This is a genomic window from Massilia sp. DWR3-1-1, assembly GCF_049898325.1.
Classification (GTDB): domain Bacteria; phylum Pseudomonadota; class Gammaproteobacteria; order Burkholderiales; family Burkholderiaceae_D; genus JAFCUW01.
This window is the reverse complement of record NZ_JAFCXL010000004.1, coordinates 65,118-85,463: the sequence shown is the minus strand read 5'-3', so window position 1 is coordinate 85,463 and position 20,346 is coordinate 65,118. Positions and strand designations below refer to the sequence as shown.

Sequence of the window (20,346 nt, the reverse complement as noted above, 5' to 3'; positions counted from 1 at the left end):
GGCAGCAGTCGCAGTCGCTTAGCGCGGATAGTATGGCGCCAGTCCGGCGTCGACATTGACCCACACCGACTTGGCCTGGGTGTATTCACGCATCACTTCGAAACCCATCTCGCGACCATACCCGGACTTGCCGACGCCGCCGAAGGGCGACGCCGGATTGACGCGCTTGTAACAGTTGACCCACACCATGCCCGCCTTCATGTTGCGCGCAAGCAGATGCGCGCGGGTCAGGTCATTGGTCCACAAGCCGCCGCCCAGGCCATATTCGGTACCGTTGGCGATGGCCAGCGCTTCCTCGTCGGTCTCGAACGTTGCCACCGACACGAAGGGCCCGAATACTTCCTCCTGGCTGACGCGGTCGGTCGGTTTGGCCTCGACAATGGTCGGCTCGACGTAGCAGCCCCGCGCCAGTGTCGGGTCGGACGGCACCTTGCCTCCCAGGATCACGCGGCCGCCTTCGGACAAGGCGACATCCACATACGAGAGCACGCGATCGCGGTGCTCGATTGAAGTGAGCGGTCCCATCTCGGTCGATGGATCGAGCGGGTCGCCAATCCTGATCGAGGCGGCCAGCCGCGCAAAGCGCTCGATGAATTCATCGGCGATCGATTTGTGCAGGACCAGGCGCGAGCCAGCGATGCACGCCTGCCCCTGGTTGTGGAAGATGGCGAAGGCCGAGCCGTTGACAGCAGCGGCGATATTGGCATCGCCGAACACGATGTTGGCGCCCTTGCCACCGAGCTCCAGCTGCACTTTCTTGAGGTTGCCGGCAGAGGCATGGACGATGCGGCGGCCGGTCGCCGTCGAGCCGGTGAAGGCAATCTTGTCGACATCGTCGTGCTCGGCCAGGTACTGCCCGGCCACATGACCCAGGCCGGGCACGATGTTGACGACGCCCGGCGGAAAGCCGACTTCGGCCATCAATTCGGCGATGCGCAGCGTTGCCAGCGGCGTCAGCTCGGCCGGCTTCATCACGATGCAATTGCCAGCCGCCAGCGCCGGCGCCATCTTCCAGCTGGTAAACATCAGCGGGAAATTCCATGGCACCACCTGGCCGACCACGCCGATCGGTTCGCGCAGCATATAGTTGAGAAACCCCGCCTCGACCGGAATCACACTGCCCTCGAGCTTGTCGGCCATGCCGCCGAAATAGCGGAACGTCAGCGCCGTGCGCGGCACGTCGAGGTGGCGGGTGTCGCGCAGCGGATGGCCAGTGTCCATCGACTCCAGGCGGGCCAGCTCGTCGGCATTCGCTTCGATCGCGTCCGCCAGCTTGAGCAACAGACGGCCGCGCTCCATTGCCGCCATGCGCGCCCACTTCGGAAACGCCTTGCGTGCCGCGGCCACCGCCTTGTCGATGTCGGCCGGGCCGGCCATCGCCACGTTGGCAATCACCGAATTGTCGTGCGGATTGAGCACCGGCAGGGTCGCGCCGTCCTCGGCAGGGACGAATTTGCCGTTAATGAAAAGTTGGGTTTGCATGCAGACTCCGTATAGTTCGCACCAGCATGGGCGCGCGGCGCCGCGGCCGGGACGTCCCGGCCGGGCAATGACACGCGGTCTACGCCGCGCGTCGGGGAACAGGCCTTGCCTGGTGTGGCGAGGGCGAAATTGCCTCGATAAAGATGCCGGCAGTGGCACAGATCGCGCGGCCCGACTGCGCGTCAGGCACGCACCACGCTAGAAGGACACCGGATTGACCGGCGCACGGCCTTCGATGATGTCGTAGACGATTTGCGGCGATCCGTTCTCCCACACCAGCAGCATGGAGCGCTTCGGCGAAAAGCCCTGATGGCGTACATCGGCCGGCATGGCTGCCATATCGCCGGGCTTCATCACCACGCGCGCCCGGGGCTCGGCCGTGTTCTTGTCGCCGCAATCCCAGATGATTTCATCGGACATCTGGAAGAACCACTCGACCCGGTCGTTGCCATGCACAATAGGCAGTTTGTGCTCTTCGGTGGTCGGGCACATGTAGCTGTGCTTGACCACCGAGGTGAATGAGGGATTCCACACCACGTCCGAACGCGACAGGTAGGCGAACAGATTGAAGGCGTGGACCTCGTTTTCGAAGCCCGGCTCGGGATGCAGTTCCGGTGCATCCTGCGGTATGTCGGCAAAGGCCCGGTTGACCGGATACCCGCCGGCATCGGTGCGCATCGCCAGATCGTCCTTCAGTCCGACGCAGCGCTCGGCGAGCTGGCGAACGCGGCGCACGGCGTCGAGGTTGCTGCCATTCTTGCGGCCGTAGGGCGCTCCGGTCTCCTGCGGCGCGGCATAGGGATCGAAGCCTGCATTGGTCCAGTCTTCCAGCATGTCGACGAAGGTCACGCGCACTTCCTCGGTCGGGAAGTTCTGCAGCAAGTCGACATTCGATTTTTTATAGCTGGCGTTGTACGTGCCGGCAAACACGTCCACCGACTTGTAATGGTTGGTGGTGCCGAACACGTTGTCGAAATTGACCCATCCGTAAAAGAAGCCCCAGCCGACGTCGCGCATCAGGGCGCGCAGGAAGTCGCCGGCGTCCATGGTGTGCGAAGCTGGCTTGCCGTCGGCGGTGCTCCAGCGGATATGGGCAAAATATTCGTCGCGTTCGAACGCAAAGTCGCCCAGCTGATAGCCCTTGTAGCCATGCACCGGATGCGGGTCGGTGGCCACGGAGCGGAATGTCGTTGCGATGTCCATTGGGATGATCCTTTAAGGTGAGAGTCTCAGGCTGCCTGGCAGATGTCCGCCCATTTTTCGACCGACAGCTCGCCCTGGCAGGTCTGCAGGACGATGACGCCCGCTTCGGGCGCCCGAAACTGGTAGGCGGTACGGGCCGGCAGCATGGCCTGGTGGCCGCGCTTGAGGCGCATCCAGCCCATGCGCGCGCCCCGGGGCGGGCCGTCCAACAGAACGGCGCCGTTGTGCTCCGCATCGGCGACCTGCTGGGCCGCTTCAAGCTTGACCAGGTGGATGTCGACGTCCTTGTCCATGCACAAGGCGAATTCGTCGTGTGCACAGGTGTACCACGGCGACTCGCCTTCGGCGCGCAGCACCTCGAGCACGTAGATCTGGTTGATGCCGAACACCACCTTCTCGTAGGGCCTGGACCGGCTCGCGATATCGAAGCAATTCGAGAACGCGTAATTCTTGACGTCGTCGTTGATGACCTGGACGCCGCCCTTTTCGTAGCTCTCCAGCGAGCCGAACTTTGTTGTATATCCCACCTTGCTCTCCTCTATCGCTGCAAAAAAATACCGCCGGTTCACCGGTCGAACGAAAACGAGTGTAGCCATTGCGCCAGCAACGCAGTAGTGCCTGCCTGCCGACCACTTTGTTCGCATTTTCAGAACAGTGTGCATCACACTTCGTAGTCGAAGCAGTGCCTGGCATCGCACAACGGCGCCATACGCTGCTTGAGGCGCTGGTGCAGGGGATGCGCCAGATACGCCTCGAGCGCGGCGCGCGATGGGAAAGCCGCATACAGCATGACGTCACAGCTTGCCGCCATGCCCTCCTGGGTGAGCACGGCGTCGAAGCACAGGATGTCAGGAATGGCGTCGCGGCACGCCTCGAGCCATGCCTTGACCAGCCTGGCGTTGCCGGCGCGGGTGCGGCCCGCCGCTTCCTCTTTCAACTGCCACATCACGATATGCTTGATCATCTCAAGCGCTTTCGCTCACGCCTGCGCTGGCATTGAGGACAAAATCGAAGTCGAGCGTGTAGAACGGCTGCGCAAGCGTCACGCCACCGGGACCCGGCCCTGGCGGGTGCAGGCGCCATTCGGCGATCAGCGACTGGCGCACGCCGAACACGGCGTCCGCATCAAGGTAGGGGGCGCCGGCGCGAAACACATGGGTGATCAAGGGCTCGCATGCGTCGGCCGTGATCATGAAATGCAGATGGGCGGGCCGCCACGGATGGCGTCCCAACGCTGCCAGCAGCCGGCCGACCGGTCCGTCGTGGGGAATCGGATAGGGGCTGGCGACGATGCTGCGGAAGCGGTAAGCGCCGTGGGCGTCGGTGCGCAAGGTGGCGCGGGCGCGCGCCTGTTCCAGGCCGGCATACTGGACATCGTAGCAACCTGCCTCGTCGGCCTGCCACACTTCGATTTTGGCGCCAGCGACCGGTGTGCCGTCGAGCGTCCTGACCACCCCGCGCACGAAGCATGGCGCGCCCGGGGCGCCATTGGCGATATCGTCGCCGGGCGCATGCTCGGGCGAATCAGGCACATGAAACGGGCCGAATACGGTGGCCTCGGTGCACCCGGCCGGCTTGCGCCGGCTTTGCGCCGTCACCAGCATCGACAGCCCCAGTACGTCGGACAACAGGATGCATTCCTGGCGCCGGGCATCGGACATCTGTCCTACCTCGGTCATGAAAGCGATTGCCGCCATCAGCTCGTCTTCGTCGAGGCGCACCTCGCGCGCAAAGTCGTGCAGGTGGCGCGTCAACGCCGCGACGATCTGCGCCAGGCGCGGCGCCGCCGTGGCAGCAATCCGGCCGTTTACCAGTGCGGTGATCGTGTGTTCGTCGACGTCGGCTAGCTCGCCGGCCGCACCAGCGCCGGCCCGATTCTGTATCGTGTCATGTTCCATCGTCGTCCTCCTTACCCTGTCGTTGTTGATGCCTGCGTGCGCCAGCGGCGCCCGGCATTCATGGCGAATCGATCAGCGTACGTGGCAAGATGCCACTGTCGGTGAGCGCGCGGTCCCATGGCGGCTCGCCGGCATAGCGCTCCTGCAGGGCCTGGGCGAACAGTCTCAGCTTGGCGCCGCCGCGGTGGCTGCGCGGGTACACGATCGACAGCCAGAACGACGATAACTGCCAGTTGGGGATAATCACGTGCAACGCGCCGCTCTGGATGCTCTCGGATGCGACCAGGGTCGGAATGCAAACAATGCCGGCGCCCTCGAGCGCATACTCCTTGAGCAAATGCACGCTGTTGCTGCGCAGCGCAGGCTTCAGGTCCAGCACGATTTTTTCCTCTTCGCGGTGGAACAGCCAGCGGTCGCGCGTCGGATAGCCGGAATACAGGCCGATCCGGTGCCCGTGCAGATCGCGGGGATCGGCGGGGACGCCATGGCGCTCGAGATATGCGGGCGAAGCGCAGAACACGCGCCGTACCGGGAATATCTTCCTGGCGATGATGTCTTCCGATGGGGTATGGAATATCTGCAGCGAACAGTCGACCCCTGCCTTGATGGGATCGACCACCATATCGCTGACGAACAGATCGAGCACGATGTGACGGTACTGCTCCTGGAACTCGCACAGGTAGGCCGCGAGATGTCCGAGCACAAAGCCGGGCAGCGCATGGATTTTTAGCTGCCCGACGAACAGGCCCTGGTGTTCACGCATCTGGTCGACCAGACAATCGGTCTTGCACACCAGTTCGCTGCAATCGTGGAAGAAGGCCAGGCCGAATTCGGACAGGCGCACGTTGCGCGTATTGCGATGAAACAGCGGCGTGCTGACGTAGTCTTCGAGCTGCTGCACCCGGGTCGTGATCACCGACTTCGACACCCGCATCTGCCTTGCAGCCTCGGCAAAACTGCCGCTTTTCGCTACCGTGACAAACGCTTCGATCGAAAGGAACCTGTCCATATCAGCTCATTGCGCGCAGGTGGCCTGCGCGCCCACAGGATGGTACTGGCGACCAAAGTAAGCCAGGCCCAGATTGGCTTGCGCATCCATCCTCACCGTCACTATGTTGCAGAGAAAAATGCTGTGGGTGCCGGCCTCGATGGTCTGGGCGATGCGGGTATCGAAATTGACCAGCGCCCGTTGCAGCGCCGGGGCGCCAGTGTCGAGCACGCTCCACTGGCCCAGCTGAAAGCGCTCCGGCACCGTGGCGGCGCTGGCAAACACCTTCGACAAGAGCTCCTGCTCGGCCGTCAGCACGTTGACGCACAGAACGCCATTTTCGCTGAATACCTGGTGCTGGCGGCTGTTGCGGTTCATGCACACGACCAGCATCGGCGGGTCGTCGGTGACGCTGCACACCGCCGAAGCGGTAAAACCGCCGGCGCCAGCCGGGCCGTCGGTGGTGATCACGGTCACTGCGCCGACCAGCCGGGACATGCCCTCGCGAAACTTAAATTGATCGGTCATCTTGAACTCCTCGAATAGTAATGGGACGAAGGGGCAACAGGCACACCCGGACAATTCATCTTAGCGCGCCGTCATCTGGCGATCCGCCACGCGCATCGAACTGTCCGATCTGTGTATCCCGGCCCTCAGCAAACGCTGGAACCGGCGCCGGGCCGCATGCTGCCCACCTGTTCGGCTGCCAGCAGGTCCATGCCGGTGAGGGCACGCACCTCGTCGACGCTGAAGCCCGGCGCGACTTCCTCGATCACGAACTGCTCGCCGCGGCGTACCAGCAGCGCCAGGTCGGTGACGATGACGTCGACGCAGCGCGGCGCCGTGAGCGGATAGCTGCATTCGCGCACCAGCTTGGCGCGGCCCTTGCTGTCGCTGTGCTCCATGACGATGATCAGCCGGCTGGCGCCGGCGATCAGGTCCATCGCCCCGCCGATGCCGCCGCCGACCTGGCCCGGCACGCTCCAGTTCGCCAGGTCGCCGTTCTGCGCCACCTGGTAGGCGCCCAGCAGCACGGCGGCCAGCTTGCCCGAGCGCGCCACCTCGAACGAGACCACGCTGTCGAACAGGGCGCCACCCGGGCGCATTTCGATGAAGCCGCCGGCGGCGTCGAACAGGTCCGGGTCGGGGGTGCCGGACTCGCTCAGCAGTTCATAGCCGAGCGCGCCATTTTCCGCATGCAGCGTGATGTTGCGTCCGGCCACGTGCGAGGCGACCAGGGTCGGCAAGCCCGACCCCAGGTTCACGCAGGCGTTCTCCGGCAACAGCGCGGCGGCCCGCTCGGCCAGTTCCATGCGCGACAGCGCCGGCTTGCCGAAGTATTCGCGCCGGGTATCGGGGGCGCGGCGGCGCATGGCCCCCTTCGGCACCGCCACCTTTTTGGTGCTGAGCACGACACGGGCGACGAAGATGCCGGGCAGGCCCACCCGTTCCGGCGCGATGGCGCCGGCTTCGACGATTTCCTCGACCTCGACGATGGCCACCCGCGCGCCCTTGGCGAAGCTGGGATGGAAATGCATGCTGCTGCCGCGGAACTCGACGTTGCCCTGGGTGTCGGCGCGAAAGCCCCGTATCAGCGCATAATCAACCGCCAGCGCATGTTCGAGCACGTACTGCTTGCCGTCGAACTGGCGCACTTCCTTGTTCTTTGCCAGCGGGGTGCCCACGGTCACCGGACTGTAGAAAGCGGGCAGCCCGGCGCCGGCCGCGCGCAGGCGTTCCACCAGGATTCCTTGCGGCACCATCTCGAGGGCCAGTTCGCCCGCCGCTGCCCGTTCCTCGACCAGCGACGGCAGGCCGGGACGCGCCGAGAACGACAGGATCGCCTTGCTGACCTGGCCGTTCTCGAGCAGCAACTCGGGCCGGTACTCGCCGGCACCGAGCGAATTGGCAACCAGGCACAGCCGACGTGCGCCTTGCTCCTTCAAAGCGATGACGAGGCTGTTGGGGTAGCTGTGGCCGACGCCGAAACCGGCGATTGCCACGCTGGCGCCATCGGGGATGTCGGCCACGGCCGCTTCGGCGGAAGTAAAGATTTTAGTCATCGCGGCAGCTCCGTGGTGGAAGTAGTCAATGGTCGAAAGCGCAGCAAGGCGGCTTCTTCGCCGGCCGGGCAGATCACGAAACGACAGCGGCAGCAGTGCGGCAGCATGGCGCTCATGCCTCACCCCGCGCCAACACGGGTATCAAGGCGCTCGCCTCGTCGAGCTGGGCGGCACTGTCGAGCGCCGCCAGGATGTAACGGTCGGGACGAATCAGCAGGCCCTGGCAGCCCAGCTGCGCCAGGTAGGCGCTGCCCTCGCCTGCCAGCACCAGCACGCCGGCGCGCTGCCAGATGTCGCGCGTGGCCTGGCTGACGCCGTCCAGCAAGCCGGGCGCGGCCAGCACCACAAAGCGCATGCCCGCCTTGTCGTCCATGCGTGTGCCGTCGGACAACACGGGCTGTTGCGCCAGGCTGCCGGCAGGGGCCGGCCAGTGTGCGTGCAGGCCGGCACCCAGGCTCGGGCGGATCGAACTGAGCATTTGCGGACGCGCGACCAGCGCCTCGTCGCGCCGCGCAGCCGACTCGGGGTCGCTCACCTGGAGAATGTCGCCAATACGCACCGCCTCCTCGATAAACGCGCGCACGTGGGCCATCTGCTCCTGCTGGTAGCTCTCCAGCAGCGACTGCGGGGCCAGTCCCTTGACAATCCAGTCGAGCTTCCATGCCAGGTTGGCCGCATCGCGAATGCCTGCGCACAGGCCCTGGCCAAGGAAGGGCGGCGTCTGGTGCGCGGCGTCGCCTGCAAGCAGCACGCGGCCGCGGCGCCACTTGTCGGCAAGCGCGGCGCGGAAGGTGTAGACCACCGCGCGCTCGATCCGTGCCTGTTGCGGCGTGAGCCACGGCGCCAGCAAGCGCCACACCATGGCCGGCTCGGCGAAATGCGCCACATCGTCGCCCGGCATCAGCCTGATTTCCCAGCGGTGCCGGCCGCCGACGCATTCGATGCTGGTGATCGGCCGTGCCGGGTCGCAGATCTGCACGGTACCGGGCGACAGTGTAGCGACCGGCGCGGTCAGCGCGACGTCCACCACCAGCCACTGGGCCGGCTCGGCCAGCACCTGCAGCGCCGCGCCCATCACGGTCCGCACGCGGGAATTGGCGCCGTCGCAACCAATGATGTAACGCGCGTGCACTTCGCCGCTGCTGCCATCGGCGGCGCGCGTGTAGCGCGCCACGGCGCAGTTTGCATCTTCCGCGATGTCATCGAGTTCGCAGCCGGACAGCACCACATGCCGGGGAAAACGGGCGACGCCGCGCCGCAGGATCTGCTCGAGCTGGGGCTGGTGGAAGCGATTGTTGTCGCGCCAGCCGTTCGGCCCCGGCTCGGTCGGGCGCACCCAGTCGAGCAGCAGGCCGCCTTGCGCATTGATGAACTGCATGCGCGGATGCAGGCCCAGCGTCTGCGCCACTTCCTCGGCCAGCCCGGCCGTTTGCAGCACGCGCATCGCTTCGCCGTCGATATGGGTGGCGCGCGGCATGCCATAGGCATCGGGATGGCGCTCGATGATCGCCACCGACAGACCGGCCACGCCCAGCAGATTGGCCAGGGTCGCCCCCACCGGGCCGTACCCGATGATGGCGATATCGACCTGCACGGCGGGCCCGCTCATGCGGCTGACGCCAGGGTGAAGCGCGCCGCCAGTGCGTGCTGGTAGTCGCCGATGTTCAAGAACCCGGGCTGGGCCCGGCACAGGGCTTCGGTCTGCGCCCGCAGTTCCGCTTCGGTCTGTTCGAGGTCGATCGGCGCGCGAAACGGCTGATCGATGTACCACGGGGTGTCGACGAAGGCCTCCATGCGGTTGCCTTCCGGATCGCGAAAATAGATCGACCACGAGGTGCCGTGGGTGATGATGGCGACCTCATCCACCGGCTCGGTCCGCAGCGCCGCGCCGATGCGTTTGAGTTCGGCCAGGCCGTCCACGCGAAACGCAATCTGGTTGATGACGCGCGAGCTGTCGCCGTCCTGCCTGCCGCTGGCGAGGACGAACTGGTGATGAATCTCCGGCTGCGAGGTCAGAAACGCGATCGAACGGTCGCTGCCGCGCTTGATGTCGCTGATGATAAAACCAAAAACGCGCTGGTAGAAGCCGAGCATGGCGTCGAAATCGCGCACGTGAATACCCACATGGCCCAGGTCCATAATAGTTACCTTTAAAGAAAAATTAGCGGTGATCGCCTGCCGCGGCACGGACAGGAAGGGGGAAGCGCTCCAGATAAGCCTGGAATTCGGGCTCGAGATCGACCTCGAGCGCTGCCATGATGCGCACCATGCCGTTGTATTCGCCGATGGCGATCAGCAGGTCGATCAGCGCTTCGGCGTCGAGCGCCGCGTTGAGCACGGCGAAGCAAGCATCGCTCAGGCGCAGCTGCTCGGTCATCTCGCGCGCCGCCTGCAGCACGGCGCGGGCGACGGGATCGAGCGAGCTTGCTCGTCCTGCGCTGTCGTGTGCGATCGCCAGGATGTCCGCTTCACTGACGCCGAACGACAGCGCGACGTCGACATGGTGGGCATATTCGTACTCGCTGCCGGTGGTATACCCCACCTGCAGGATCGCCAGCTCGCGCAGGCGCGGCTCGAGCCTGCTCTCGTGGCGCAGGTACATGCCGAGGCCGGCCTTGTGGCGCGCCCCGCGCGGGCTGTGGGCCAGCGCGCGCGTGATGTTCGATTTCATGCGCGGCATGTCCTGATATTCAGGCGCCAGGTCTTCCACGCTGAGGTAGCTTACGCGGGCCACGATTACGCACCTGCCCTGCGCACCAGCGACAGCGGATCGAGGCCATCGCGCGCGAACTCGACGATCTGTTCTTCGTAACCGACCTGTGAACTGATCAGGAATTTATCCTCGCGCAGCCCCTCGATCAGCACCGAAGCGGCAAACTCCGCGCTGGCCGGCTTGTCGCGGCGCGGATCGACGCCATCGAGAAACTGCAGCATGGCCGGTATCTCGGTACCGGACGTCGTCAGGCTCTGGCCACCGGGACGGTCCGAGGTGGCGGTGATGCTGGGGCAGAACACGGACACCTGGACCCCATGCGGGCGCAGCGCGTGCGCCAGGCCGTACGCCATGCCAAGCTGCGCGGCCTTGGTGGTGGTGTAGGGAATCTGAAAACGGGTCGGCGGATCGGGCAAAATGGCAAGCGATGACGCCGTATTGACCACGCAGCCGCTGCCGCGCGCCATCATCGCAGGCAGAACGGCGCGTATCATGCGCACATAGCCCAGCACATTGACCTGCAGGGCATCCTCCCAGGCCGCGAATGGGATGTCTTCGATGTTGCCGGCGATCGGCGGCATCGAGGCGTTATTGATGAGGACGTCGACGGCACCGAAGCGGGCGCCGACCTCACGCATCAGGGCCGCCACCTCGTCGTCGCTGGTGACGTCGCAACGCATACCCAATGCCTCGTTTCCCTCGGCGCGGATCGATGCCGCCGTCGCTTCTGCCTTCTCGCCGTTAAGGTCGGCGATGACGATGCGCGCCCCCATGCCGGCCAGTTGCCTGGCGGTGGCGCGCCCGATGCCGGTAGCGGCGCCAGTGATCAGAACGGTTTTCTGTGTAAATTCCATCTCAATTCCTATCAAACATTCTTTGGAAAAACTTCATCGAGAAACGCAAGCAGCGCCGCCCATGAACGCCGGTCGGACGATGCCGAATAGCCAAAACCGGGCCGTGGATTGCTGCCCGCCTCCTCGCTGGTGAAACCGTGGCCGGTGCTGCCATACAGGTGGACCTGCCAATCGACGCCGGCGCCAGACATTTCTTCGCTGAACTTCGTCACCTGGCCCAGCGGTACCAGCGGATCGGCCGCGCCGGTGCACACCAGCAGCCGCGCCCGGATCCTGCCGGCATCCTGTTCCGATGCCAGCGCGCCGTGGAATATGCCGGCACCGCCCAGCGCCGCGCCGCTGCGCGCCAGCTCCAGCGCGCACCAGCCGCCAAAGCAATAGCCGATCACGGCGATGCGCTCGGGGTCGACTTGCGGCACGCGGGCGAGCGCATCGAGGGCGGCCTGAAGGCGCTGGAGCAGCCGCTGCGGATCGCTCTTTATTTGCTTGATGCTATCGAGCATGCTGACCGGATCGTCGAACAGCTTGCCGTCGCCGTGGACGTCGGCCGCCAGCGCCACGTAGTGCATCCGCGCCAGCGCCTCGGCGCGCCGGATCACGTGGGGACCGACCCCCGGCGCCTCGGGAAAAATCAGGATGCCAGGCAATTTGGCCGCGCCGTCGGACAGCGCCGGCATGGCCAGCTGGCCGCGAAAGTCCAGACCGTCGGCGAAATACAGCAATGGCGTGGTGCTCAAGATTGCGTCCTCCATTCGTTCATCAAGACAGGCACCGGCAGCACGACGGCATGCACGCCCATACTGGTAATGAGCTTGCACACATCGCTCACTTCGCCCGGTGTGGCGCCGTGCGCGAGTGCGGCGCGCATATGCTGCTTCACCCCGGTGCCGGAGAGCTGGGTGCACTGCGCGTAGGCGGCCAGCGCAACCAGGTGGCCCTCCTTGGGCGAGAGCGGGCCATCGCTGGCGAACGCGGCGCCTGCAAAATTCAGGCAAACCTCGTAGAAGGCCGGATCGACCCGGATCGCCGCCGCCACCTCCGGCACGGCCGCACCCAGCATCTGCACGTGCCTGTTGTGCACGGCCCTGGCGTAATCCTCGTGGGCGCCCGGCGCGAACGCCTCCGGCACCAGTTCCTCGAGGGCGGCCGCGCCGAGCAGGTAAGTCTGCACGCCGACCGTACTGACGACCATTGCGACCGCGATCAGTTGCTCGAGCGTGGCGCCGTATTCCCGCGCAAAGCGCGCATGCTGGCGCAGTCCGCGTTCGAAAAAATGGGTGGGCGAACAATTCGTCGCCACATAGATCAACTCGCGCATCCTGGGCGACAGGCCGCCGCGCTCGGCGGTGTAGGCGGAAAGTTCCAGGTAGGCGGCGACATAGGCGGGATTAAACTGCAGCAGCTGTTCCCAGTCGGCGTTCCAGTACCCGCGGCGCTGCTGGAAGCCATCGCGGATGGCCTGCAGCGTCGCTTCGGAAGAAATCGGCGCGCCCATCAGAACGGCGACAGCGGCGCGAAACCGAAGTGCAGGCGCGCGAAGTTCACGGCCGTCCGGTCCATCTGCTGGGTAAAGTGGGTACGCTGAACGGCGATGTCGCGATAATAGCGGCCGAGCATCGACGCCGTTTGCCCGCTCTGCGTGCCGGCCGTGGTAAAGATGCGGTCGACCGCTTCGAATGCCAGCCGGGCAGCCTGCTGCACCATCAGAAAGATGCGCCGGTCCTCCACTTCAGGGAACTCGATGCCGTGCTCGGCCTGCGCCGTGCATGCGTCCATATAGTCCTGGGCCGCCTTCAGCAGCGCGGCGTCCGCGTTGTCGAGCAGCGCCTGGGCGACACCGAAGTAGTGCTGGAACTCGTGGTGCTCCATCAACTTGGTCTTGGCCGCAAAGCGCATCGGCTTGGCGCGCAGAAGCTCGTCGTACAGGTCGAGCATGCCGCGCGCCGATCCCATCAGCACGGCGCCGCCCTCGATCATGAAGAAGCCCGCCTTGCGGCCGTTATACATCGGGTTGGCATGCACCCTGGCGGCTGAAACGCCGCCCCACATGGCCAGCGGGGCCACCCGGTGCGCCGGGACGAACAGCTGATCGACGGCGACGCGGCGCGAACCGGTACCCTGCATGCCCAGCACCTGCCAGTTATCGATGATCGTGAAGTCCTTGCGGTCGATCAGCATCAGCACAGGCTTGGGCGGTCCGCCATCCTGCGGCACCAGTCCGCTTGCCATGATGTGGGTGGCGACATCGCAGCCGGAGGCATAATCCCAGCAACCCGATACCAGGTAACCGCCCGGCACCACTTGCACCGGTATCGGCGATCCCACCGAGGGACAACGGTATTGACCGTCGTTGCCGTAGGCTTCGATCTGGGCCTGTTCGGGGTGATCGGCGAGGATGATCGGATGGCCCGACGTCAGGGCCAGCACCCAGCCGCTCGACGGACAGCCGCGCGCGACTTCGCTCATCACCTTGACATAGGTGGTGAGGTCGAATTCGTGGCCGCCAAAGCGGCGCGGCTGCACCACCCGGTAAAACCCGGCCTCGATGAATTGCTCGTTGGTTCGGTCCAGGATGCGGCCGGCCGCTTCGGTTTCGGCCTGTCGCTCGCGCAGCGTGCTGCGCATTGCGGTGGCGCGGCGCAGCATTTCCTGCGGCGTCAGACCGGCCTCCGGTGGCGCGATGGCGCCAGCTGCGGCTGGCGGTCGCAGCGCGTCCAGGGCGGGCGCTTGCAGGGCCGCGCTCATGCTGACTGGCCCGCTGGCGACTGCGTGCGTTCGCTGAACAACTGGCGCGCGAGGTCGGCCGCCTTCAGCTCGAACTGCAGTCCGGGATTGGTGCGCGCCATCGAGATGTCGCGGAAATAACGCTGCATGCGCGTGCCGTTCTTGGCCGATGCGCTGGTGGCGGCGGCGCGGTAGAGCATGTCGACGGCTTCGAACGATAATTGGGCGGCCTGTTGCATGCCGGCCTGCAGCCGCATGTCGTCGGAGCGCAGGTAAGTACGCTCGCCTTCCATGCACAGGCGCGCAAGATCCATGTACTCCTGGGCCGCACCGAGCACCGCGTGGCGCGCCGCTTCGAGCTTGCCCAGCGCAATGCCGTAGGGACGCTGGTAATCGGGGTGCTGCGATTGCAGCACCGCATTCGGACCGAACGCCTTGCGCGCGCTGATGATTTTTTCGTACTCGTCGAGGGCGGCGTAACCCAAGCCCACGATGATGGAACTGATCTCGGTCTGGAAGAAGCCGAGGGTGCCGCCGGCGTACATCGGATTGCCATGCAGGCGCGCGCCTTCGGTACCCTGCGACAGGTCGGGCGCGAAAAAATCTTCCCTGACCAGCAAGTGCTCGGGTATCCAGGCCCCATCCATCACCACGCTGTTCGAACCGCTGGCGCGCATGCCGATATAGCCGCCCCAGTTGTCGAGCATGGTCCACTGGTCGCGCGGCACCAGTGCAACGGCGACCTGCGGCGGGCCATCCTCGCCGACGATCCGCACGCCCACCATGACATGTGTCGAGTACGGCACGCCGGAACAGTAATCCCAGGTCCCCTGCAGGCGCCAGCCGCCGTCGGCGTGGGTCGCCGTCCCCGAAGGAATGGCGCGCGCTGCCGCGGCAAAATGGCCGTCCGGTCCGAAAGCCTGTTCCTGGGCACGTTCGCCGAACAGCTGCGCGACATTGAGCGAATGACCGGATGACAGCGCCAGGCACCAGGCGCTGCCCGGGCAACCGCGCGCCACTTCCATCACCATCCGGGCGAAGGTGGGCACACCGAATTCATAGCCGCCGTATCGACGCGGCTGCAAGGTCCGGTAGAAGCCGGCCTTCTCGAACGCCGCATGCATTTCAGGCGAATAGGTGCCGCGCTCCTCGGCCGCTGCCTGCCCTTCCAGCAAGGCGCCGCGCAGCGCGACCGCGCGCGCCACCAGCTCGTCGGCAGTCAGGTCTGGCTCCGGCGCCGCCATCGTATTCGGTACAATCTTTTCCTGCAGCTTACTGACCATGGTATCTCCTGTGTAGTCTGTGCATTGCTACTGTGCACACAAACGATAGCTTCCTTGTGTCCACGCTACAAGCCGGTGGTGACGCCTGTCCGACCTGTGTATCTGCTGGCGCCGACATGGCAGCGCGGCCTACCTGGGCGCAGCAAAAACTCGATCGAAAGCAAGCGACGCTGCCGGCACTGGCGTATTTCAGCGCTGTACGGCGAGGGCGTCCACCGGCGCGTGCATGCGCTCCACCCGGCGCAGGGACGGCACAAACAGGGCAAGCGCACAGACCGCCGCCAGCGTGGCCGTGCCGCCGAACACGATGGCCGGCGCCGTGCCGAACCAGTGTGCCGTCAGGCCGGATTCAAAGGCGCCGATCTGGTTCGAGCTGCTGATGAAGATGCCGTTGACGGCGCCCACGCGGCCGCGCAGGCCGGCCGGCGTGCGCAATTGCACCAGGGCGCTACGGATGTGGATGCTGACCATGTCGGCGCCGCCTATGGCGGCAAGCAATATGAGACTGAGCGGCAGACTGCGCGACATGCCGAAGGCGATGGTCAGCGCGCCGAACAGCGCAGTGGCGGCCAGCAGCACCGCCCCCACGCGCCGTACGACGGGGCGCCAGGTGAGCCAGAATCCCAGTGCGACCGCGCCGAGGCCAGGCGCCGCGCGCAGCATGCCCAGTTCGATCGGCCCGGTCCCCAGCACGTCGAGCGCGTAGACTGGCAGCAGCGCGGTGGCGCCGCCGAGCAGCACTGCCAGCAGGTCGAGCAACATGGCGCCGCCCAATACCCGGTCACGCCAGATCACGTGCAGGCCGGCAAAGGCGGCCCGCACGCCGGTGCCTTTCGACGCGGCGCAGGCGCGCCCTGGCAGGCCTGCCGCCAGCATCGCGGCGGCGGCAAAGAACGCCAGCGCCCCGCCATAGGCTGCCTCGGGGCTGAGCGCATACAGCAGGCCGCCGATCAGCGGTCCCACCAGCGTCGCAGTTTTCGCCAGGGCCGTGACCCAGGCAACGGCGCGCGCCACATGGTGTTCGGCGACCACGCTGGGCAGCAAGGCAGTATTGATCGGGTGTTCGAATGCGCGCGTCGCGCCGGTCACCAGCGCCGCCGCATACAGGCCGAAGGTGAGACTGGCGCCGGCAGGCAATGGCAACCGGGGCAGCAGCGGCAACAGCAGCAGGCTGGCCGCTGCCGCGGCATTGACCAGTTGTGCGATGGCCGCCACCCGGCCTGGCGCAAACCGGTCGAGCAGCTGGCCGGCGGGCAGCGCCAGGGCCAGGCTGGGAACGAACTGGACCAGGCCGAGCAGGCCGAGGTCGAGCGCCGAGCCGCTGACCTGATACAGGCGCAGCCCCAGCGCAAAGGCGAGCAGCTGGCTGCCGAGGGTCGAACACAGACGCAGCAGCCAAACCGACCTGAAGGCGCCGTGGAACGGCGAAAACGGCGCGCTTGCGGGCGTCATGCCGGAGCGCGCCAGCGCTGCTGGGCGGGCCGGGCCATGTCAGTGCGCGATCTGCAGCGCGACCAGAAAGCGCGAGACCATATTGTAGGCGGCCACGGTAGCGACCAGTTCCACCAGCTGCTGGTCGTCGTAGCGCTGCTTGAGGCCTTCCATCAGCGCGTCCGGCACGGCGACGTCGCGCGTCATCGCATCGGTCAGGGCCAGTACCAGCGCTTCTTCCGGATCGAACAGCTCGGCGATGGCGACGGCGGACAGCGCCGCGATTTTTTGCGCGCTCACACCTTCGCGCAGGGCGATCGGCGCATGCGCCTCATATTCAAACGGTGCATCGTTGAGCACGGCGACGCGCAGGATGATCAGTTCGCGCAATGGTCCCGGCACACCGGTCTGAAGGCGCACAGCGCTGAGCATGCTCTCCCAGCCGCTGACGATCGCTGCGCTGTTGAGCAGCACCTGGTAGAGCAGCGAAACACGGCCGCGCTGCGCCATGATGCGCGCTTCGATATCGGCAAGCGCCGGCCGCGTTCCGGGCACCACCAGCCCAACCCGCACGGGCCCTGTAGTGCCCGCCGGGCGCCGGGCGCCAGCGGCCAGGGCTGCCGGCAATTCTTGCAGCGGGTCCGATCCATTTTGCATGTCATGCATCGCCTGCCCCCTTCAATGACTGGGCTGGGCATCGGAGACCCCGCCCGTGTTGCCGTCTGCCGGCGAGCCGTGCTTGCGCGGCTGCGGCGGGCCGATCAGGCGCAGCAGGACCATCGTCACCAGTGACATCACGACGATGACGACAATCACCGGCTCGTAATGGCCGTAGCGGTCGAAATAGACGCCGGCGGCGACGGGACTGAGGGCCGCGCCGGCGGTCTGGATCAGCAAGCCCACGGCAGTGAGCATCGGCAGCGCCTTGACGCTCCAGTAGCTGCTCAACAGCACCATCGGCCCGACCTGTACCGCACCGAAACCCAGGCCATAGATCAGCGCGTAGCCGTACAGGCCGACCGAACTGCGGGCGTAGACCAGGGTGATCAGCCCGAGGACGAACAGCATCATGGCGGCAAAATACGAGCGGCGCGGACCGATGCGCTGGGCGATCCAGCCGATGCCGATATTGCCGAACACCAGCGCTGCAGAGACGATGGAAATGGTGCCGGCCGCCGCCATGGCGGAATGGCCCATATCGCGCAAATGCGCCTGGGCGTGCGCAATCACGAACGCGGCGCCGCAGGTGGTGGCGAACATGCTCAGATAGATCGCCCACAGCGCCGGCGAGCGCAGCAACTCGGGCAAACGCAGGTCGAGCGCGTTCGTCCCGGCGACCAGCGCCGGGCTGAGCGCCTCCGACCGCACCGGATCGGCCGGGCGGCGGCGCGCCTGGCGCGCACGGTCGGCGCGTTCCCAGGCCTCGCGTTGTACCGGATCGGGCGTGTCGCGCACGATGAAGACCGCTACCATCAGCCCGAGCACCGCGAAGCCCAGGAACAGCCAGCACCCCATGCGATAGCCGATCGCCGCGTTTTCCAGCGACCAGCTCATCAACCAGACGAAAATGAATCCGCCTATTCCCACGGCGGCATACAGCACGCCCAGCGCCATCGGCCGGCGCTGCCCGAACCAGGCCGTCGCTGCCGTCTGGCAGGGAATCACGCTGATAAAGGCGGCCGCCACGCCGAGCAGCGCAAACGACAGTGCCGCCTGCCATGGCGTGTCCACCCAGTTCGCCAGCGCGAGCGCCGCCACCCCCATCAGCACGCAGCCGATCATCAGGCAGCGGCGCGTACCGATCCGGCCGACCAGTGCGGCAACCCAAGGGGCAGCCAGTCCATCGGCGGTCATGTTGGCGGCGATCAGCATGCCGAGCGCACTGCGTTCCCAATGCAGGTCGGCAGCCATGAAAGTGCCCAGTACGCTGCCGCCATAGATGGGCAGCGCCATGCCGACGCACATCATGAAACACAGAGCGCCCAGGACAATCCAGCGTGATTGCATACTTGTCGTCATAAAAACCCGTCAGTCAAAATGAAAGTCTCCAATCACCGCCAGGGTGGCTGAGCGATTGATGTGAAATCAGCGACCCGGCGCTGCCTGCTGCCCGCGCCGGCGCCGCGTCAGGCCAGGCGCGCCGCGGCGAGCAGCGCCCTGGCTTCTTTCGGCGGCAGCAAGCTCAACTTCAGTGACAATGGCCCGCCCATGCCGTGCAGCTTGCCGCCCTCTGCCAGCGTGCCGGCGTCGATCGGCTCGCCGCCGATATCGCGAATCAGCTCGGCGACTTTGGCCTTGGCGCTGGCATCGTCGCCGGAGAAAAAGACCGCACCACTGTCGCCTTCCGGCGGCAGGCCGGCGGCGAAGACGGGAATCGGCTCGTAATTGAAGCTCTTGACCACCTGCGCACCCGGCAGCAACTCGCTGACGATCTCGCTCGAACCGCGGCTGCCGATATCGATCAGATCGACCGGCCGCGGACCGCGCCGGTTATTGGTGGTGTCGATGACGGTCTTGCCCGTCCACGAGCCGGCCGCCGCTACCGCCGCAGCGGTCTTTTCCCATGGCGTGGCAAGAAATACCAGGTCGGCATCGACCAGCATTTGCGTCGACTCGGCCGCGCTAACGCCGGGGCCGAGCTGCTCGACCAGAGCCTCGAGCGAGGCTGGGCCGCGCGAGTTGCTGAGGATGACGCGGTGGCCGGCCGACACCAGCTTTGGCACCAGCATTTGGGCCATTTTTCCGGCGCCGAGAATTCCTATGATCATGATGTTATTGTTCCTTCAGGTTGGAGGTGATGGGAGCGCAAGGCTTACGCTTCCCGTTCGATGACGTTGCGCAGAACGCCAATTTGGGAGATTTCCACTTCGACCACGTCGCCATGGCGCATGAACAGCTGCGGCTTGCGGCGCGCGCCAACGCCGCCCGGGGTGCCGGTGACGATGACGTCGCCCGGCTCGAGCTCGGTGAAGGTGGAGCAGTAGGCGATCAGTTCGGCGATCGAAAAGATCATCTGGCGGCTGCTGGCGCGCTGGACCTCGACGCCGTTCAGGCGGGTACTGAGATGCAGTTCGGGATCGGGGCCGAATTCGTCCGCGGTGCTCATCCAGGGTCCAAATCCACCGGTGTGGACAAAGTTCTTACCAGGCGTCCACTGGTGGGTGTGTCCCTGCCAGTCGCGCACCGAGCCATCGTTGTAGGGCGCATAGCCGGCGATGTGGCCCCACACCCGGTCTGGTGCGATGCGCCGGCCGCCTTTGCCGATGATGACGGCGATCTCGCCCTCGTAATCGAGTTTTTCCGATTCGGGCGGCAGGACAATCGCGCCCAGGTGGCCCACCTGGGAGTTGGCGAAACGGGCGAACACGGGCGGCTTGAGCGAGGGCTCGCGGCCGATCTCGGAGCGGTGCTCTTCGTAGTTAATGCCGATACAGATGATCTTTGGCGGATTCGGAATGACCGGCAGGAAGCCGATGCTGTCGGCGCTGTAGTCAGGGGTGCCATGGCGCGCGGCAGCGGCAATCTCGGCCAGCGCGCCCGCTTGCAGGACGCTGAGCAGATCGGGATATTTCCCCGCCAGCCGCTGCGTCATGTCGATCACCCCGCCGTCCACCCACACGCCGAACTTCGGCGTACCCGCAATCTCAAAACTCAGCAGCTTCATGGTCTCGTCTCTTTCTTATGGTTGATATAAATAGTAGTGCGCG

The 20,346-nt window shown here is 65.7% G+C and carries 21 protein-coding genes; all 21 read right to left on the bottom strand.

The features are described from left to right. Positions 1-18 precede the first annotated feature (18 nt). The 21 genes from ACP7EY_RS05785 to ACP7EY_RS05685 all read right to left on the bottom strand — a co-directional run bounded on the left by ACP7EY_RS05785 (position 19) and on the right by ACP7EY_RS05685 (position 20,303). Positions 19-1,482, bottom strand: coding sequence for an aldehyde dehydrogenase family protein (locus ACP7EY_RS05785; protein WP_426191396.1), 1,464 nt, complete (start codon positions 1,480-1,482; stop codon positions 19-21). A 198-nt stretch (positions 1,483-1,680) separates the two neighbouring features. After that, positions 1,681-2,685: a hydroxyquinol 1,2-dioxygenase gene (locus tag ACP7EY_RS05780; protein ID WP_426191394.1), complete on the bottom strand. Its 1,005-nt coding sequence runs from the start codon at positions 2,683-2,685 to the stop codon at positions 1,681-1,683. A 26-nt stretch (positions 2,686-2,711) separates the two neighbouring features. After that, complete coding sequence (locus ACP7EY_RS05775) at positions 2,712-3,212, bottom strand: hydroxyquinol 1,2-dioxygenase (RefSeq protein ID WP_426191392.1); 501 nt, start codon at positions 3,210-3,212, stop codon at positions 2,712-2,714. A 134-nt stretch (positions 3,213-3,346) separates the two neighbouring features. Next, a complete protein-coding gene (locus tag ACP7EY_RS05770) occupies positions 3,347-3,649 on the bottom strand; it encodes a Dabb family protein (protein WP_426191390.1) in 303 nt (100 codons plus the stop codon). A gap of 1 nt (position 3,650) precedes the next feature. Continuing rightward, the gene (locus tag ACP7EY_RS05765) at positions 3,651-4,583 is read right to left on the bottom strand and encodes a dioxygenase (RefSeq protein ID WP_426191388.1); all 933 of its coding nucleotides are present in this window, start codon (positions 4,581-4,583) and stop codon (positions 3,651-3,653) included. Positions 4,584-4,641: 58 nt separating this feature from the next. After that, a complete protein-coding gene (locus tag ACP7EY_RS05760; RefSeq protein WP_426191386.1) occupies positions 4,642-5,592 on the bottom strand; it encodes a LysR family transcriptional regulator in 951 nt (316 codons plus the stop codon). Between the two features lie 6 nt (positions 5,593-5,598). Next, on the bottom strand, positions 5,599-6,099 hold the full coding sequence (locus tag ACP7EY_RS05755) for a flavin reductase (protein WP_426191384.1): 501 nt from the start codon (positions 6,097-6,099) through the stop codon (positions 5,599-5,601). 125 nt (positions 6,100-6,224) lie between these two features. After that, entirely contained in the window at positions 6,225-7,634 is a 1,410-nt protein-coding gene (locus ACP7EY_RS05750; RefSeq protein ID WP_426191382.1) for a 3-oxoacid CoA-transferase, read from the bottom strand. Positions 7,635-7,746: 112 nt separating this feature from the next. Then, positions 7,747-9,243 (bottom strand): bifunctional 3-(3-hydroxy-phenyl)propionate/3-hydroxycinnamic acid hydroxylase, encoded by a 1,497-nt coding sequence (locus ACP7EY_RS05745; protein ID WP_426191380.1) that lies wholly within the window; start codon positions 9,241-9,243, stop codon positions 7,747-7,749. Next, a complete protein-coding gene (locus tag ACP7EY_RS05740) occupies positions 9,240-9,773 on the bottom strand; it encodes a VOC family protein (RefSeq protein ID WP_426191378.1) in 534 nt (177 codons plus the stop codon). Before ACP7EY_RS05740 ends, ACP7EY_RS05745 begins: the two co-directional genes overlap by 4 nt. Positions 9,774-9,795: 22 nt before the next feature. Continuing rightward, a complete protein-coding gene (locus ACP7EY_RS05735; protein WP_426191376.1) occupies positions 9,796-10,368 on the bottom strand; it encodes a carboxymuconolactone decarboxylase family protein in 573 nt (190 codons plus the stop codon). A gap of 2 nt (positions 10,369-10,370) precedes the next feature. Beyond that, the gene (locus tag ACP7EY_RS05730) at positions 10,371-11,201 is read right to left on the bottom strand and encodes an SDR family NAD(P)-dependent oxidoreductase (RefSeq protein WP_426191374.1); all 831 of its coding nucleotides are present in this window, start codon (positions 11,199-11,201) and stop codon (positions 10,371-10,373) included. An 11-nt stretch (positions 11,202-11,212) separates the two neighbouring features. Continuing rightward, positions 11,213-11,938, bottom strand: coding sequence for a dienelactone hydrolase family protein (locus tag ACP7EY_RS05725; protein WP_426191372.1), 726 nt, complete (start codon positions 11,936-11,938; stop codon positions 11,213-11,215). Next, a complete protein-coding gene (locus tag ACP7EY_RS05720; protein ID WP_426191370.1) occupies positions 11,935-12,696 on the bottom strand; it encodes a carboxymuconolactone decarboxylase family protein in 762 nt (253 codons plus the stop codon). Before ACP7EY_RS05720 ends, ACP7EY_RS05725 begins: the two co-directional genes overlap by 4 nt. Continuing rightward, positions 12,696-13,946, bottom strand: a complete 1,251-nt coding sequence (locus ACP7EY_RS05715; protein WP_426191368.1) for an acyl-CoA dehydrogenase family protein — start codon at positions 13,944-13,946, stop codon at positions 12,696-12,698. Before ACP7EY_RS05715 ends, ACP7EY_RS05720 begins: the two co-directional genes overlap by 1 nt. Continuing rightward, positions 13,943-15,208 carry an acyl-CoA dehydrogenase family protein gene (locus tag ACP7EY_RS05710; protein WP_426191366.1) on the bottom strand — a complete coding sequence of 422 codons (1,266 nt, stop codon included), beginning with the start codon at positions 15,206-15,208 and terminating at the stop codon, positions 13,943-13,945. Before ACP7EY_RS05710 ends, ACP7EY_RS05715 begins: the two co-directional genes overlap by 4 nt. Before the next feature lie 189 nt (positions 15,209-15,397). Further along, complete coding sequence (locus ACP7EY_RS05705; protein WP_426191364.1) at positions 15,398-16,660, bottom strand: MFS transporter; 1,263 nt, start codon at positions 16,658-16,660, stop codon at positions 15,398-15,400. 39 nt (positions 16,661-16,699) lie between these two features. Next, a complete protein-coding gene (locus ACP7EY_RS05700) occupies positions 16,700-17,296 on the bottom strand; it encodes a carboxymuconolactone decarboxylase family protein (RefSeq protein WP_426191362.1) in 597 nt (198 codons plus the stop codon). 21 nt (positions 17,297-17,317) lie between these two features. Then, complete coding sequence (locus ACP7EY_RS05695) at positions 17,318-18,646, bottom strand: MFS transporter (protein WP_426191360.1); 1,329 nt, start codon at positions 18,644-18,646, stop codon at positions 17,318-17,320. Positions 18,647-18,765: 119 nt separating this feature from the next. Beyond that, positions 18,766-19,407, bottom strand: coding sequence for an NADPH-dependent F420 reductase (locus ACP7EY_RS05690; RefSeq protein ID WP_426191358.1), 642 nt, complete (start codon positions 19,405-19,407; stop codon positions 18,766-18,768). A 44-nt stretch (positions 19,408-19,451) separates the two neighbouring features. Beyond that, the gene (locus ACP7EY_RS05685) at positions 19,452-20,303 is read right to left on the bottom strand and encodes a fumarylacetoacetate hydrolase family protein (protein WP_426191356.1); all 852 of its coding nucleotides are present in this window, start codon (positions 20,301-20,303) and stop codon (positions 19,452-19,454) included. Between the last annotated feature and the right edge of the window lie 43 nt (positions 20,304-20,346).

Coding starts and splice junctions, on each gene's coding strand:
- ACP7EY_RS05750 (WP_426191382.1), bottom strand. CDS start 7,634: ATGACTAAAATCTTTACTTCCGCCGAAGCGGCCGTGGCCGACATCCCC.
- ACP7EY_RS05720 (WP_426191370.1), bottom strand. CDS start 12,696: ATGGGCGCGCCGATTTCTTCCGAAGCGACGCTGCAGGCCATCCGCGAT.
- ACP7EY_RS05760 (WP_426191386.1), bottom strand. CDS start 5,592: ATGGACAGGTTCCTTTCGATCGAAGCGTTTGTCACGGTAGCGAAAAGC.
- ACP7EY_RS05705 (WP_426191364.1), bottom strand. CDS start 16,660: ATGACGCCCGCAAGCGCGCCGTTTTCGCCGTTCCACGGCGCCTTCAGG.
- ACP7EY_RS05745 (WP_426191380.1), bottom strand. CDS start 9,243: ATGAGCGGGCCCGCCGTGCAGGTCGATATCGCCATCATCGGGTACGGC.
- ACP7EY_RS05690 (WP_426191358.1), bottom strand. CDS start 19,407: ATGATCATAGGAATTCTCGGCGCCGGAAAAATGGCCCAAATGCTGGTG.
- ACP7EY_RS05740 (WP_426191378.1), bottom strand. CDS start 9,773: ATGGACCTGGGCCATGTGGGTATTCACGTGCGCGATTTCGACGCCATG.
- ACP7EY_RS05780 (WP_426191394.1), bottom strand. CDS start 2,685: ATGGACATCGCAACGACATTCCGCTCCGTGGCCACCGACCCGCATCCG.
- ACP7EY_RS05765 (WP_426191388.1), bottom strand. CDS start 4,583: ATGGAACATGACACGATACAGAATCGGGCCGGCGCTGGTGCGGCCGGC.
- ACP7EY_RS05710 (WP_426191366.1), bottom strand. CDS start 15,208: ATGGTCAGTAAGCTGCAGGAAAAGATTGTACCGAATACGATGGCGGCG.
- ACP7EY_RS05770 (WP_426191390.1), bottom strand. CDS start 3,649: ATGATCAAGCATATCGTGATGTGGCAGTTGAAAGAGGAAGCGGCGGGC.
- ACP7EY_RS05685 (WP_426191356.1), bottom strand. CDS start 20,303: ATGAAGCTGCTGAGTTTTGAGATTGCGGGTACGCCGAAGTTCGGCGTG.
- ACP7EY_RS05755 (WP_426191384.1), bottom strand. CDS start 6,099: ATGACCGATCAATTTAAGTTTCGCGAGGGCATGTCCCGGCTGGTCGGC.
- ACP7EY_RS05730 (WP_426191374.1), bottom strand. CDS start 11,201: ATGGAATTTACACAGAAAACCGTTCTGATCACTGGCGCCGCTACCGGC.
- ACP7EY_RS05785 (WP_426191396.1), bottom strand. CDS start 1,482: ATGCAAACCCAACTTTTCATTAACGGCAAATTCGTCCCTGCCGAGGAC.
- ACP7EY_RS05695 (WP_426191360.1), bottom strand. CDS start 18,646: ATGCAATCACGCTGGATTGTCCTGGGCGCTCTGTGTTTCATGATGTGC.
- ACP7EY_RS05700 (WP_426191362.1), bottom strand. CDS start 17,296: ATGCAAAATGGATCGGACCCGCTGCAAGAATTGCCGGCAGCCCTGGCC.
- ACP7EY_RS05715 (WP_426191368.1), bottom strand. CDS start 13,946: ATGAGCGCGGCCCTGCAAGCGCCCGCCCTGGACGCGCTGCGACCGCCA.